Here is a 15,113-nt window from a genome sequence, read left to right as displayed (position 1 = left end):
TGACCGCGCCTGGACGCGGGTGTGACGTCCGAGACGACATGAGGATGAGTCATACGTGAACGGAAAACGCGCCTCAGGCGATGGCTCCGAGAACGCGCTCGCCACGGCGTTCTCCCATGCCCCCGAGCCCATGGTGCTCACTCGGGACGACGGCGCGATCCTGCACGCCAACGAGGCCTTCACCGAGCTGTTCGGGCGTGAGGCCGCCGACCTCGTCGGCCGGGCGTGGTACGACCTCCTCGAAGGCGACGACGTCCACCGCGGGTCCGCCACCCACTCCGAGGCCCTCGCCGGACGGGGCGGCGGACGCGCGCGCCTGCGCCTGGCGCTGGCGGACAAGAGCGTCCTGCTCGCCGAGGCCGACCTGCGTCCCCTGCCGTCGGCCGACGGCGACGCACCCGCCTCCGCGGGAGGGGTGGTGGTACTGCTCCACGTGCTCTCCACCGAGGAGGCCGACCTGCGCGTGGTCGGTGAGCTGCGCACCGACAACTCCGACTCCGTCCTGTGGAGCCTGGACCTGAGCTCGGGGCGCCTGCACGAGCTCTTCGGCCCCACCCCGCTCGGCGCGCTCCTGGCGGGAGCCGACCGCGAGCTCGAACGCATCCTGGAACGGGTCCACCCCGACGACATCGCCCGCGTCCGCGACGCCATGTCCGCCTCCTTCGCCGGGCGTGACTACGAACAGCGCTTCCGCGTCTTCGACCGGCTCGGCGACGAGCGCTCGCTGCACGTGCGCGCCCGCTTCGTGCCCGGGCGCCCCGACCGGCTGGTCGGCATCATCGACGACGTCACCGAACACGTCCAGCTGGTCCGCCGCCTGGCCGACCGCCGTCGCACCGAGGCCGAGCACGGCCGCCTGGTCACCGAGCTGTCCTCCAAGCTCGTCTCGGCGACCACCGTCGACAAGGTGATGGACCTGCTCAGCGAGGAGTTCCTGCCGATCTTCGGCGGCATCCAGGCCATCGCCCTCTACGTCGAGGGCGGACTGCTGCGTGCCTCGCCCAGCGGCCTGGCCACCCTCAACGTCAGCCGCATAGACGGCCGCCGCGCCGACGACACCGACTACCCCATGGGCGCGGTCATCCAGGACCGCCAGCCCCGCTTCTTCGAGTCCCGCGCGGAGGTCATCAGCCGCTTCCCGGCCGCCGAGGAGCTGATGCGCGACTCGGCGGTCAGGGGGCAGGCCTGGGCGACCGTGCCCATCTTCGGCGACGGCAAGGTCGCCCTCGGCGTCTGGCAGATGGTGTGGGGGCGCCCCCACCACGCCAGCCGCGACGAGCGCGCCCTCATGCTCACCTTCGCCGGACTCGCCGGCCAGGCCCTGCAGCGCATCAAGGCCCAGCAGGCCGAGCTGGAACTCGCCGACGCCGTGCAGCGCCGGATGCTGCCCCGCCAGGTCGCCCGTTTCCCCGACATGGACATCGCCACCAAGTACCTGCCCTCCCGCGCGGACTGGCGCATCTGCGGTGACTTCTACGACGTCATCGAACTCCCCGGCGACAAGGTCGGCCTGCTCGTCGGCGACGTCCAGGGGCACGGCGTGGAGGCCGCCGCGGCCATGGGGCAGATTCGCGTCGCCTTCCGCGCCTACGCCACCAACCAGTCCGACCCCGGCGTCGTCCTGGGCGAGACCAACCGCCTGCTCACCGAGACCGGTGAGATCGTCTTCGCCACCTGCGGCTACCTGGTCGTGGACCGCACCAGCGGTGTCATGCAGGCCGCCTGGGCCGGACAGCCGCCTGTCGTCCTCGCCGCGGAGGGCCGGTACGAACTCTGGGAGCCCGAGACCGGACCGCCCCTGGGCGTGCTGCCCGACACCGAGTACACCGTCTCCACGCGCGTCCTGGCGCCCGGCACCACCCTGCTGCTGTGCTCCGACGGACTCGTGGAGAGCGCCGAGGTCCCCATGCAGGACGGGCTGGCGCAGGTCGGCGAGGCACTGGCCGCGCACGCCGAGGACCCCGAGGCCGCCGCGCAGGTCCTGGCCGAGATGGCGCCCGCCGGACGGGGCGACGACATCGCCCTGCTCATCACCCGCATGACCAAGCCCGTCGGACGCGTCCCCGAACAGGCGCCCGCCGACCTCGGCCGGCAGGGCGAGTACTCGCCGAACAGCCCTTAGTCTCGGTGGGTGTCCGAAACACTCTTTGACGATGCCGGGTCCGAAGCCGCCAAGGGCCAGGAACCACTCGCGGTCCGCATGCGGCCGCGCACCCTGGACGAGGTCGTGGGCCAGCGCCACCTGCTGGGCGCGGGCAGCCCGCTGCGCCGCCTGGTCGAGGACGACGCGCCCATGTCCGTGTTCCTGTGGGGGCCGCCCGGGACGGGCAAGACCACGCTGGCCACCGTCGTCAGCCGGGTCACCGAGCGCCGCTTCGTGGAGCTGTCCGCCGTCAACGCGGGTGTGAAGGACGTGCGCGCGGTCGTGGACGAGGCACGCAGGCGCATGGGGATGCACGGTACGCGCACACTGCTGTTCGTGGACGAGGTCCACCGCTTCAACAAGACCCAGCAGGACGCTCTGCTGCCCGCCGTGGAGAACCGCTGGGTGAGCTTCATCGGCGCCACCACCGAGAACCCGTTCTTCTCCGTGGTCAGCCCGCTGCTGTCCCGGTCCCTGCTCCTGACCCTGGAGTCCCTGGACGAGGACGACGTGCGCGCCCTCGTCGACCGTGCGCTGACCGACGAACGCGGGCTGGGCGGGCGGTACACCCTCACCGAGGAGGCCGCCGACCACCTCGTCCGCCTCGCCGGGGGTGACGGCCGGCGCTCCCTCACCTACCTGGAGGCCGGCGCCCTGGTCGCCGGTGCTCCCGGGGCCTCCGGCGCGGAACCCGTCACCATCACCGCCGAGCACATCGAGCGGGCGGTCGACCGGCACGCGGTGCGCTACGACCGCTCCGGCGACCAGCACTACGACGTCATCAGCGCGTTCATCAAGAGCATGCGCGGCAGCGACCCCGACGCGGCACTGCACTACCTGGCCCGCATGTTCGAGGCGGGAGAGGACCCCCGCTTCATCGCCCGCCGGATCGTGGTGCACGCCAGCGAGGACGTGGGCATGGCCGATCCCACCGCGTTGCAGACCGCCGTCGCGGCCGCTCAGGCGGTCGACCTCATCGGTATGCCCGAGGCGCGCATCAACCTGGCCCAGGCGGTCATCCACATCAGCCTGGCGCCCAAGTCCAACTCCGTGATCACCGCCGTGGACTCCGCCATCGCCGACGTGCGCGCCGGGCGGATCGGACAGGTACCCGGACACCTGCGCGACGGCCACTACAAGGGTGCCGCCGAACTCGGGCACGGCAAGGGCTACCGGAACGCCCACGACTTCCCCGGCGGCGTCGTGGCACAGCAGCACGCGCCCGACGAACTGGCCGACCGGGAGTACTACCGCCCCACCGCACACGGCGCCGAGCGCCGCTTCGGCGAGGTCCTCCAGCGCATCCGGGGCGTGCTCAAGGGCGGCGGCTGATCCCTCCGGCCCAGGTCGGCTCGGTCCCATCGGGGTAGGAACACTCGTGAGCGACCGCCCGGCAGCGCAGGGGGGTGAACGCGGTGGCGACCGACACACACCTGACGATGACCCTGCCCGGCGACGACCAGATCCTGGTGACCGCGGAGCTGGCCGTCCCGCCGGACAGGGCCTACCGGGCCTGGACCGCGCCCGAACTGGTACGCCTGTGGTGGGCCGGGCGGGACGCGCGCACGACCGACGTCCACATCGACCTGCGCGTGGGCGGGCGGTGGCGGTACGCGATGGAGGCCGGCGGTGGCGAGATCGCCTTCCACGGGTACTTTCGGGAGATCGCGCCCGGCGAGCGGATCGTCTCCACGGAGGTCTTCGAGGACCCCGCGGGGTACGCGCGAGCCGGGGAGGAGCTCGTCAACACCGTCACCTTCACCGGGACCGTCACCGGCACGCTGCTGACCCTGCTGGTCCGGACCCGCACGCGGGCGCAGCGCGACCGCATCGTGGTCCCGGGCCTGGCGGACGAGCTGCGCGAGCGGATGGAACTGCTCGAACGGGCGGCCGCCGGGCCGGTATGAGCGCGCGGCCGCCCGCTTCTCAATCGGTGAAGCGCTCCACGACCGACACGATCTCCCGCGGGCCCTCGCCCTCCTGCTCGGCGAAGGTGACCTCCACGATCACCACCGGGCCCCAGGACAGGTACTCGATGAAGTCCTGGCCGGTCAGCTCCCAGGTACCGCGCCCGTCCCCGTCGACGAACACGTGGTCGGGCGCGGCGCAGAACTTCGCGCACAGCACCTCGGCGTCGGGTGCGATGACCGCCTCGCCGGACTCGCCCGCCTCCTCCCACTGCTCGGCCCACTCGTCGTGGGTCGGCACGCCCTGCCCGGTGATCGGCTCGCCGCGCTCCTCCACGGGGTGGACCACCGGCGTGTAGACCCAGGGGCCGGTCTCCGGCGCTTCCTGTTCGGCCGGATCGATGCGGACGACCATGGTCAGGTCCTCCTCCTCGTCGGTCGCCTCCACGGGCGCTTCCTCCTCCTCGGCGACCTCCGAGACCAGCTCCTCGTCCGACGCGGAGTCGAGGAGCTGGGCGATACCCCACACACCGGTACCGATGAGACCGAGCGCCAGGGCAGCGGTCCCGGCCAGGAACAGCGCGCGGGTGGGGCGGCGCCCGGACAGGCGGCCCTCCAACCGGATGACCTCGGGCACCCGCGCGGGCGGCTCGACCGCGTGCCACTCGCGCTCCAGGATCAGGGCCAGCTCGTCGCGGCCGGGCGCCGGGGCGTCCTCCGCGTTCTCGGCCTGCCAGACCGCGATGACGGCGCCGATGATCTCCCTCAGCCCGGGGCGCTCGTCCGGGTCGGGGGACAGGGCGCGGCCGACCACGGGTCGCAGCCCCTTGGCCAGCCCGTCGAGGTTGAAGGCGCCCTGAGCGGCACGTTCGGCGATCTCGTCGGCCTCGCCGGTGCCGAAGGGCAGCCGCCCGGTTCCGGCGAAGGCCACGACCGCCCCCCAGGCGAAGACGTCGGCGGGGGGAGTGGCCACACCGCCGCGGTAGCGCTCGGGAGCGAGCCAGGTGGCTCCCGACCCGCGCATCCGTTCGGCGGAGGCGGGGACGGCGCACTCCATGATGTGCGGGCCGTGCGACTCCAACAGGACCTCGCTGGGGCGCAGCGAGCCGTGCGCCACCCCGTGCGCGTGCAGGGCCGCGAGCCCTTCGGCCAGGCCGGTCGCCAGGGCGATGAGCTTGCCCGTGCCCAGGCCGCCGCGCTTGGTCACGTAGTGCGAGAGCCGTTCCCCCGCGAGGTAGGGCATGGCCTGCCACGGCGGGTTGGCGTCACTGTCGAAGGCCAGCGGCGTGACCACGCGGGGGGAGTCGACTCCCGCCAGAGCGCGCAGGCGCTCGGCCAGCGCCGGGTAGACGTCGGGTGACTCCAGCTCGGGCGAGCGCAGTGTCTTGACGGCCACGAGGCGGTCGGCGGAGGCGGCGGAGGAGGCGTCCACGGCCGCGTAGACCGTGCCGGTGGAGCCCTGGCCCAGTCTGCCCAGGACGAGGTACGGGCCGATCCGCGCGGGGTCGTCCGGGTACAGGGGCGCCAGGTCCGGTGGTACCAGTACGGAGATCTCTCGGGGAGAACGTGGGCTCATGGGGGTCCTGTCGGTGCTTCTGCGGCCGCGAGTCGGCGGAGTGTCCGGACATCGTAGTGAAGATCCCGCTCTGTAGTGATTGTCCTGGAGGTGCGGTCGGACGTCGATACGCCTGACCCTCCTCGGCCAACTCGTTCACTGGTCGCGACTCGGATGTGATCAGCGGACACCGTGGCGTGCCCGCCCGGACAGGCCACGGACGCGATAGGGTCGGCCGAAACCGGCGGTGTTCTCGACGCTCGGCGCCGGCCCCTCGCGGGAGGCCGGACCCGGCGCGGTCGCCGGTCCCCCGACCCTGGACGCACCCCCGGACCGAGACGGCGGGGGAGACCGTTCCGACTCTCGAAGAAGCCCTCTACCTGCCCTCGGAGCACGCATGCTGACCGGAGTGGACGTCGCCGCGCTCGTCGCCGCGGTGGTCTGGGCGGTGCTGGCCACGTTCCTGTGCGTGGCGCTCGTCAGACTCATCAAGCTCATCAACGCGGCGACCAAGGTCGTCTCCGACCTGGGCGACCGCACGCCGCCGCTGCTGGAGGACGTCGCCTCCACGGTGGAGCGGACCAACACCTCGCTCGAACGGGTCGAGGAGATCACCGCCAACATGCAGGCCACGTCGGAGGACGTGTCCACCGTCACCGCGCTGACGCGGTCGGTGGTCACCGGGCCCCTGGTCAAGGTGGCCTCGTTCTCCTACGCGGTGCGCCGCGTGCTCGGCGAGCGCCGCACCCTGGCGCTCGTGCGCAGTCGCCGCCGCAAGGAGGCCCGCCGGTGACCGGCCGACTCCTCTACCTCGCCGCCGGCGCCGCCCTGGGCGGCTACGCGGTGCACCGGTTCAACCGCGCCCGCCGCGCCATGAGCCCGGGCGGCCTCGCCGACCGGGTCGAGGGCCAGGTCAGCGAGTACCGGGGCGCCCTGCGCGAACTCAACGAGGACCTGGCCGACGCGGTCCGCGACCAGGAGGCCGAACTCCTGCGGCGGTACGCGCCCCGCAAGGGCCGGCGCGCCCTGCCCGCCGAGGACACGGCGCGGGACCGGGCCCGGTTGTCCGCCGAGCGCTGAGCCCCGTCGCCAGGCGGGGACGCGCCCGTGCGCCGAAGCCATGCGGGGGGCGAGTCGCGCTACTCGATAACTACAGAGGGTGATAGATGTGTAGCCGTCGGTAGTATCCCTTGTTCCTGGAAGGTGCCATGAGCTTCGTAAAGCGATTCGTCAGTCTGGCCGTCGCCACCACAGCGGCCGTTCCGATGGTGATGGGCAGTGCCCAGGCCGACGACTGGTCCGGCTATGACGGGATCGAGACCTTCCACGCGCACCTGAAGCCTGTGACGGTGAACAACTCGCAGGCGTCGGGGACCACCACCGTCTGGCTGGACGGCAACACCGCACGGGTGCGCATGGAGGTGGACGACGTCCTGGCCGACCATCCGCACGCCCAGCACATCCACATCGGAGGCCGGGGAGAGTGCCCGACCCGCTACGACGCGGGCATCCACAACGGAAAGCGGGCCCTCAGCACCCTCGACGGCCTGGAGTCCTACGGCGGGGTGGAGACATCCCTCACCACCGAAGGAGACACCAGCGCGGACAGCGGTCTGGCCGTCGACCGCTTCCCCGACGCTCCCGGCGGTTCCTACACCTACGACCGCACGTTCGAACTGAGCCAGGCCGCGGCGGACGCGATCCGCGCGGACAACGCCGTGATCGTCGTCCACGGCATCGACTACGACGGCGACGGGACCTACGGGGACGTCCTGGGCGCCAGCGAGCTCGACCCGGCACTGCCGATGGAGGCCACCAACCCGGCCGCCTGCGGTCCGTTGCACATGAAGCACTGACCTCTGGCGGTGTGGACGGCCCCGGCCGCCCACGGGTCGCGGGGGACACCGGTCCGGCGAGCGCCCGCCCGCCGGACCGGTGTCGTCCACCACCGGTGCCACCGCCGTCGCCGCCCGCGCCCCCGCGCGACTCCGCGAAGCCGCCGTGGACCGTGATCACGCTGCGGATCCTGATGTTCGCCGGCGCCGCCGCGGGCCTGCTGCTCACCGCCCTCTTCGGTTTCCTGGCGTCACAGGAGGACGCCCCCTTCCTCGTCGTGGCGGTGGCGGCCTTCGGCCTCTACGGGCTGGGCTCACTGACGCTCGCGATCCTGGCCGGCCGCCGACACCCGGCCCTGCGGTGGGTCATCGTGGCCTTCCACGTTCTGGCACTGGCGTACCTGCTGTTCGCCGCCGGCATGAGGCCCGAGCCGCCGCCCGGGCAGCCGGACCCGGCGGGCGCGTTCAACGGGCTGTGCGGCTGGTTCACCATCACCTGCCTCGTTCTCGTCTCCGTCGGGCCCAGCGGCCGGTACTTCACGAGGCCGGCGGAGCAGTCCCTCCCGCCCGCTCCGCCCGCCGCCTGGCCGACTCCCGGCGGTCAGGGCCCGCGGCCGCTCCCGTAGGAACCGGCGGGGACCCGCGCGGTGGCCAGCGGCTATAGCCTTGGAACAACGCAGCCGCCGCCGTTGTCGTCATCAGAGCGGGTCCCGGCGGCCATCGCAGACCACGCGCGCCGGTGCGGCGGTCCCCTCTACGATGGGCCACCACCGAGCACACCACACGACGGTCCCGCACACGGGACCCCCACGTCGCCCCGGGCGGCGCAGCCAAGCACAGGAGGGCATCAATGGAGACGGCAGAGATCGCGCGCCGCTTCCTCAGTTTCTTCGAGAAGAACGGACACACCGTGGTGCCCTCGGCAAGCCTCATCGCCGAAGACCCCACGCTGCTGCTGGTGCCCGCAGGCATGGTCCCGTTCAAGCCCTACTTCCTGGGTCAGCGCACGCCCGACTACAGCACGGCCACCAGCGTCCAGAAGTGCATCCGTACCAAGGACATCGAGGAGGTCGGCAAGACCTCCCGGCACGCGACCTTCTTCCAGATGCTCGGCAACTTCTCCTTCGGCGACTACTTCAAGGAGAGGGCGATCCCGCTGGCGTGGGAACTGGTCACCACGCCCGTCGAGGACGGCGGCTTCGGTATCGACCCGGAGAAGCTGTGGGTGACCGTCTACCTGGACGACGACGAGGCAGCCGACATCTGGCGAGACAAGGTCGGCGTGCGACCCGAGCGCATCCAGCGCATGGGCATGGAGGAGAACTACTGGTCCATGGGCGTGCCCGGACCCTGTGGCCCCTGCTCCGAGATCTTCTACGACCGCGGTCCCGAGTACGGCGTCGAGGGCGGTCCCGAGGCGGACGAGAACCGCTACATCGAGATCTGGAACCTCGTCTTCATGCAGTACGAGCGGGGCGAGGGCGGCGACAAGAGCGGCTTCCCCATCCTCGGCGAGCTGCCCAAGAAGAACATCGACACCGGCCTGGGCCTGGAGCGCCTCGCGGCCGTCCTGCAGGGTGTCGACAACATCTACGAGACCGACATCATCGGCCGCGTGCTGCACCGCGCCGCGGAGCTGACCGGCACCGCCTACGGCACCGACCACGAGCACGACGTGATGCTCCGTGTGGTCGCCGACCACGTGCGCAGCGCGGTGATGCTCGTCGGTGACGGCGTCAAGCCCGGCAACGAGAAGGCCGGGTACGTCCTGCGCCGGATCCTGCGCCGCTCCATCCGCAACCTGCGCCTGCTCTCGGGGGAGAGCGACACCCTCTTCCTGCACGAGCTGACCACCGTCAGCATCGACGCGATGAAGGACATCTACCCCGACCTGCTCGACAAGGCCGACGTCATCCACGGGGTCATCGACAACGAGGAGAAGAACTTCGCCGACACCCTGCGGGCGGGCACGGCGCTGTTCGGCCGCGCGGCCGAGCGCACCCGCCAGGCGGGCGGCACGGTCTTCTCCGGATCGGACGCCTTCCAGCTGCACGACACCTACGGCTTCCCCATCGACCTCACCCTGGAGATGGCGGCCGAGCAGGGCCTGTCCGTGGACGAGACGTCGTTCCGGGAACTCATGCAGCGGCAGAAGGACACCGCCAAGGCCGACGCCAAGGCCAAGAAGCTCGGCAACGCGGACGTGTCGCTGTACGCGCGCCTGCTGGAGGGCGCCGGACAGACGGAGTTCCTCGGCTACACCGACTCCGCCAGCGAGTCCCAGATCAAGGGCCTGGTCGTCGGCGGCGTCGCCTCGCCCGCCGCCCGGGCGGGGGAGAAGGTCGAGATCGTCCTGGACCGCACCCCGTTCTACGGCGAGAGCGGCGGCCAGCTGGCCGACACCGGCACGCTGGCGGTCGACGGTCGCGGCGTGGTGGACGTCGAGGACGTCCAGAAGCCGCTGCCCGGCCTGTTCGTGCACCGGGGGACCGTGCGCGAGGGTGAGATCGTCCTGGACGACACCGTGCACGCGTCGATCGACACCGGCCGCCGGCGCGCGATCGAGCGCTCCCACTCCGCGACCCACCTCATCCACTCCGCGCTGCGCAACGCGCTGGGCCCGACGGCGGGCCAGGCCGGTTCGGAGAACCGCCCCGGCCAGCTGCGCTTCGACTTCACCGCCGACAGCGCGCTGGGCACCGACCGCCTGGCCGAGGTCGAGGAGGAGGTCAACCACGTCCTGGCCGGCGACATCCCGGTCCGGACGCAGGAGAAGAGCCTGGACGAGGCGCTGAAGATGGGCGCCCTGGCCATGTTCGGCGAGAAGTACGGCGACCGCGTGCGCGTGGTCGAGATGAGCGACTACTCCGTCGAGCTGTGCGGCGGCACCCACGTGGGATCCACGTCCCGGCTGGGCATCGTCAAGCTGCTGGGGGAGTCCTCGATCGGCTCGGGGGTGCGCCGCGTGGAGGCGGCGGTCGGCGTGGACGCGTTCAAGCGCCTGTCCAAGGAGTCGGCGCTGGTCGGACAGCTCTCCGAGCAGCTCAAGACGCCGCGCGAGGAACTGCCCGAGCGCATCGACACCATGGTCTCCCGGCTGCGCGCCGCGGAGAAGGAGATCGAGAAGATGCGCGCCGCGCAGGTACTCCAGTCGGCGGGCAGGCTCGCCGAGGGCGCGCGCCGACACGGCTCGGCACTGGTGGTCGCCGAGTCCGCGCCCGAGGGCGCGAGCGCGGACGACCTGCGCACGCTGGTTCTGGACGTGCGTGGACGCCTCAGTGAGGACGAGCCGGTGGTCGTGGCGATGACCACCGTGCCCAAGGACCGCCCGGTCGTGGTCATCGCGGTGAACAAGGCCGCGCAGCAGGCCGGGATCAAGGCGGGCGAGCTGGTCGGTATCGCGGCCCGCGCGCTCGGCGGCGGTGGCGGCGGCAAGCCGGACATCGCCCAGGGCGGCGGCAAGGACGCGAGCAAGGTGGACGAGGCCCTGCGCGCCGTGGAGGCGCACGTGGCGTCGGTCTAGCCGACGGCGACGAGCACCACGACGGGGGCGGGACCGCGCGGTCCCGCCCCCGTCCGTTCACGCCACCCGCGGGGCCGCCCCGTCACCCGGATGCCGCAGGCGCCCCGCGACAGCGGCCGCGCCCCGCGACACGGTGTCGGCCGTGCCCCGCGCCACCGCGTGGGGCCGGGGCGGTCGCACGCCGTACTGATGGCGTGTCACGCCCCACCGTGCGACAGGATTCCCGCTCCGCTCCGGGCGGTCCGCGTTCGGCCCCGTGCCCCCACTCCCCGGTGGAGCCCGGCGAGGCCCCGGCCCCGCCCCGGTCGTGCCGGGCACGTCGCCGTGCGTGACTCCACCCGTCGTGACCTGGGGTACCGCCACCTCCCCTCGACCGCGCGGGACACGCCTGCCGACGTGACCGGGCGGGACGGCCCCCGCGTCCGCGCCCCGGCCGGGCCGTCGGCGTGCCCCGGTCGCCGCCCCACGCGGCTTTCCCGCGGGCGCGCGGTACGGACTCTGATGCCCCAACGTCCTACTCGCGTGGCTTACACTCTGACGGGTACGTGCCCCGACCCGGCCCCCGTCGCCACACGTACATCCGGCGATCGGCGGACCCTGCGGAGCACATGAACGACGGCGACGCCCAGCGAGGCTGCGCACCGTCATCGAATCGGGCATACTGTGGCGCGTCACAGCCGATCACACGGCTGTCTGCGCGGCCGCGCCCGCGATCCAGCTGATGAACAGGACCACCGTGTTGAGGATTTCCCAGCCGCGGTGCCGTGCCTTCGACGGCACAGCCCGCCCGTGTACCGTCCCCGGGTCGTGGGAGACGTCCTCTTGAGGCACGGTGTACGCCTGGCGCTCGATCCAGGCAACGCCCGCATCGGGGTCGCCGCGAGCGACCCCAGTGGTACGCTCGCGAGCCCGGTCGAGACCGTGCGGCGCGGCAGGGGCGACCTCGATCGGATCGCCCGGCTGGTCGTGGAACGGGAGGCACGCGAAGTCGTCGTGGGCTACCCCGCCTCCCTGTCCGGCGAGGAGGGGCCGGCGGCCCGGTCCGCCCGCGCGTTCGCGAACACCCTCGCCGGGCTCCTGTACCCCGTACCCGTCAGGCTGGTCGACGAACGGCTCACCACGGTGACCGCCCAGGGACAGCTCCTCTCCGGCGCCTCCTTCGGCAGGAAGGGCGCCAAGGGCGGCAGGGCGCGCAGGTCCGTCATCGACCAGGCCGCGGCCACGGTCCTCCTCCAGAGCGCCTTGGACCAGGAACGGTCAACAGGCCACCCCCCGGGCGAGATCGTCCGCTCCAGCCAAGGAGACTCCGATGAACGACAGGGATGATTACCCCGATAATCCCTACCGTGGGCGGGCTGACCGCGAAGGCGGCTACGACTACGATCCGCTGACCGACCCGCTCGCCGCGCAGCCGCCGTCGCGCGGGCGCCGGGCGCGTCCGGGCCCGCCCGACGCCGCCGGTCCCGTGGGCCCGCCGCACACGTCCACCGGTGAGTTCCGCACCCCCCAGTACGCGCCGAGGCCGGAAGGCCACCTCGACCCCCTGGAGCCGGGCGGTCCGGCGCCCACCGGGCGCCGTCGCCGGGCGGCGGAGCCGCAGGAGGAGCCGCCGCGCCGCACCGGTGCCGTGCCCCAGGGCGACCAGGGCCGCCGCGGCGGTGCCGCCGAGGCGCTGCGCGGCAGCCGCGCCGCGCGCTCGGCGGCCCAGCGCCAGGGCGGCGGTCCCGTCGACCCCCAGCCTCCGGCGGGGGGTTCCGGCCCCCTGCCCGCTCCGGGCCCGGCCCAGCCGACCACGGCACAGCCGCCCGGCGCCGCGGCCCCCGGTGCTCGCCAGGGACAGCGATCCGCGCCTTCGGACCCGACCCAGGACGGGTTGGCGGCCCTGGCCGGTCTCGGATCGCCCACGCCCCCCGCACCGCAGGCACCCCCCGCCTCACAGGCACCACAGCAACCGCTCGAGGGCGAGGAACACCCCCGTCGCGGTCGTCGCGCGCGCCGCGAACCCTCCGCTCCCGGCCCCGCCGACGCGGGGCCGGACGCGGGTGCCTTCGTCGAGCCAGAGGAGCCCGTGGGCCGCCGTGCCCGCCGCAAGCGCGCCAAGCGCGCACCCGACCCCGACGAGGGCGGCTTCCTCTCCGACGTCCCCGAGGACGACAGCGTCTTCGACACCGGCGCGTTCCCCGGTGTGCACCAGTCCGCCGACACCGGCGCCTTCGCGGCGATCAGCGATCCCGATGACCCCCCGCGGCGCGGGCGTCGCCGCGGTCGCGATCCCGAGCCCCCGGAGGACGAGCCCCGGAGCCGCTTCGGGCGCCGCAAGCGCGCGCGTCGGACCGAGGAGCCCGCCGCCGACGCGGACGCCTTCATGGCCGACACCCACGAGGAACCCGGCGCGTTCGAGCCTGAGCCCTTCGAGTCGGGTGCCTTCGCGCAGGCAGAGGAGCCCCAGGGCCGTCCCCGTCGCGGTCGCGGCCGCCGTCGCGGACGTGCCGACCGGCAGGCTCCCGACGAGGGCGACGCCACCGGTGAGACGCCCGTCGAGGCCTTCCGTGAGGAGGAGCCCGGCGGCCGCCGGGCCAGGCGTGCCCGTCGCGCCGAGGAGCCCGTGGCCGACACGGGCGCCTTCACGGACCGCGCCCAGGAGCCGTCCGGCCCCTTCGAGCCGGGCCCCTTCGACTCCGGCGCCTTCGAACAGCCCGAGGAGCCCTCGGGTCGCCGCGGCCGGGTCGCCGGCGTGCCCGACGAGGACCTCACCACGGGCGAGATGTCCGTCGAGGCCCCGGAGGAAGAGGAGCCGGTCGGCCGGCGGTCGCGGCGCAGGCGCCGCGGTGCCGCCGAGGAGCCGACCGGACGCCGCAGCCGCCGCAGGCGGGGACGCCGCGCATCGGACGGGTTCGACGTCGAGGACCCGCGCGAGCCCCTGCCCGAACCGGAACACGAGCCGGAGGCGCAGGCCGACGAGGACGACGACTACGACTACGAGGAACCGGCGCTCGACGACATCGCCGCCGCCTACGGCAACGGCCGCCGGCAGCGGGAGATGGCCCGTCGCGCCAAGCAGGCCCGTCAGCGCAAGGGGGGCTCGGGCAAGGCCCGCCGCAAGCGCAAGAGCAAGGGCCTGATGATCGCGCTCGTGCTCGTGCTGGTACTCGTCGTCATGGGCGGCGGGTACGGCGTCGTGCGCACCTACATCTTCCCCGCCGACTTCAGCGGGGAGGGCAGCGGCGAGGTCGTCTTCACCATCGAGGAGGGCGACTCCGGCACCGCCGTCGGCGCGAACCTGACCGACGCCGGGGTCGTGGCGAGCGTGCGCGCCTTCACCAACGCCCTGGACGCGGTGCCCCCGGAGGAGGCGGGCGAAGGGCTCGTGCCCGGCACCTACTCCCTCGCCGAGGGCATGAGCGGGGAGAGCGCGGTCGCCGCGCTGCTCGATCCCGACAACCGCCTCGGCGGCCGGGTGACGATCCGCGAGGGACTGCGCTCGGAGGAGATCTTCGAGCACCTCTCCACGGAACTGGGCATCCCCGTCGCCGACCTCGAGGAGGCCTACGCCGACGCCGACTCCCTGGACCTGCCCGAGTACGCGACCGCGGGCCCCGAGGGCTACCTCTTCCCCGAGACCTACCGGTTCGACGCCGGAACCGAGGCCGGCGTGGTGCTGAGGACCATGGTCACGCACTTCCGCCAGGTCGCGGAGGAGATCGAGCTGGAGGATCGCGCCGCCGCGCTCGACCGCGACCCCAACGAGATCATGGCGATCGCCTCCATCGTCCAGGCCGAGACCGGCAACGAGGAGGACATGCCCCTCATCTCCGCGGTCGTGCACAACCGGCTGGCGCTCGGCATGGAACTCCAGATGGACAGCACCTGCTTCTACGTGCTGGGGGAGAAGGGCACCTTCCTCAACGACGAGCAGCGCAGCGCGTGCGAGGCCGATCCGCAGGGCTACAGCACCTACGGCATGGCCGGACTGCCCGAGGGGCCGTTCGTGCCCCCCGGCCAGGACGCCATCGAAGCGGCCCTGGAGCCGGCGGACGTGAACTACCTCTACTTCGCGCTCATCGACCCCGAGAACGGTGAGACCGGCTTCTCCGAGACCCTGGAGGAGCACAACCAGATGGTGGCCGAGAACCAGGCCGAGTGGTAGGGA

At 72.9% G+C, this 15,113-nt stretch carries 11 protein-coding genes; 10 read left to right on the top strand and 1 reads right to left on the bottom strand.

Annotation, left to right across the window (positions count from 1 at the left end; all coding sequences use genetic code 11):
• Positions 1-55 precede the first annotated feature (55 nt).
• From M1P99_RS02305 to M1P99_RS02295, 3 genes are all read left to right on the top strand, one after another.
• The gene (locus M1P99_RS02305; protein WP_304451036.1) at positions 56-2,122 is read left to right on the top strand and encodes a SpoIIE family protein phosphatase; all 2,067 of its coding nucleotides are present in this window, start codon (positions 56-58) and stop codon (positions 2,120-2,122) included.
• Positions 2,123-2,131: 9 nt separating this feature from the next.
• Entirely contained in the window at positions 2,132-3,475 is a 1,344-nt protein-coding gene (locus tag M1P99_RS02300) for a replication-associated recombination protein A (RefSeq protein ID WP_304451035.1), read from the top strand.
• A gap of 83 nt (positions 3,476-3,558) precedes the next feature.
• Entirely contained in the window at positions 3,559-4,050 is a 492-nt protein-coding gene (locus M1P99_RS02295) for an SRPBCC domain-containing protein (protein ID WP_304451034.1), read from the top strand.
• 19 nt (positions 4,051-4,069) lie between these two features.
• Here M1P99_RS02295 and M1P99_RS02290 read toward each other — a convergent pair whose 3' ends face one another.
• Positions 4,070-5,626, bottom strand: a complete 1,557-nt coding sequence (locus M1P99_RS02290; RefSeq protein ID WP_304451033.1) for a serine/threonine-protein kinase — start codon at positions 5,624-5,626, stop codon at positions 4,070-4,072.
• Positions 5,627-6,002: 376 nt separating this feature from the next.
• Here M1P99_RS02290 and M1P99_RS02285 point away from each other — a divergent pair, with 376 nt between their 5' ends.
• The 7 genes from M1P99_RS02285 to mltG all read left to right on the top strand — a co-directional run bounded on the left by M1P99_RS02285 (position 6,003) and on the right by mltG (position 15,110).
• Positions 6,003-6,398 carry a DUF948 domain-containing protein gene (locus M1P99_RS02285; RefSeq protein ID WP_304451032.1) on the top strand — a complete coding sequence of 132 codons (396 nt, stop codon included), beginning with the start codon at positions 6,003-6,005 and terminating at the stop codon, positions 6,396-6,398.
• Positions 6,395-6,685 (top strand): hypothetical protein, encoded by a 291-nt coding sequence (locus M1P99_RS02280; protein WP_304451031.1) that lies wholly within the window; start codon positions 6,395-6,397, stop codon positions 6,683-6,685. Before M1P99_RS02285 ends, M1P99_RS02280 begins: the two co-directional genes overlap by 4 nt.
• A 128-nt stretch (positions 6,686-6,813) precedes the next feature.
• Positions 6,814-7,461, top strand: a complete 648-nt coding sequence (locus tag M1P99_RS02275) for a hypothetical protein (protein ID WP_304451030.1) — start codon at positions 6,814-6,816, stop codon at positions 7,459-7,461.
• Between the two features lie 95 nt (positions 7,462-7,556).
• Positions 7,557-8,066, top strand: coding sequence for a hypothetical protein (locus M1P99_RS02270; protein WP_304451029.1), 510 nt, complete (start codon positions 7,557-7,559; stop codon positions 8,064-8,066).
• A 224-nt stretch (positions 8,067-8,290) separates the two neighbouring features.
• Positions 8,291-10,963 (top strand): alanine--tRNA ligase, encoded by a 2,673-nt coding sequence (alaS, locus tag M1P99_RS02265; RefSeq protein WP_304451028.1) that lies wholly within the window; start codon positions 8,291-8,293, stop codon positions 10,961-10,963.
• An 822-nt stretch (positions 10,964-11,785) separates the two neighbouring features.
• Positions 11,786-12,289 (top strand): Holliday junction resolvase RuvX, encoded by a 504-nt coding sequence (ruvX, locus tag M1P99_RS02260; RefSeq protein ID WP_304451027.1) that lies wholly within the window; start codon positions 11,786-11,788, stop codon positions 12,287-12,289.
• Positions 12,273-15,110 carry an endolytic transglycosylase MltG gene (mltG, locus tag M1P99_RS02255; RefSeq protein WP_304451026.1) on the top strand — a complete coding sequence of 946 codons (2,838 nt, stop codon included), beginning with the start codon at positions 12,273-12,275 and terminating at the stop codon, positions 15,108-15,110. The genes ruvX and mltG overlap by 17 nt, the downstream gene beginning before the upstream one ends.
• Positions 15,111-15,113 lie beyond the last annotated feature (3 nt).

It is taken from the genome of Nocardiopsis sp. YSL2 (assembly GCF_030555055.1).
Lineage (GTDB): Bacteria > Actinomycetota > Actinomycetes > Streptosporangiales > Streptosporangiaceae > Nocardiopsis.
The sequence above is the reverse complement of the archived record's forward strand: the minus strand, read 5'-3'. Positions and strand labels throughout refer to the sequence as shown.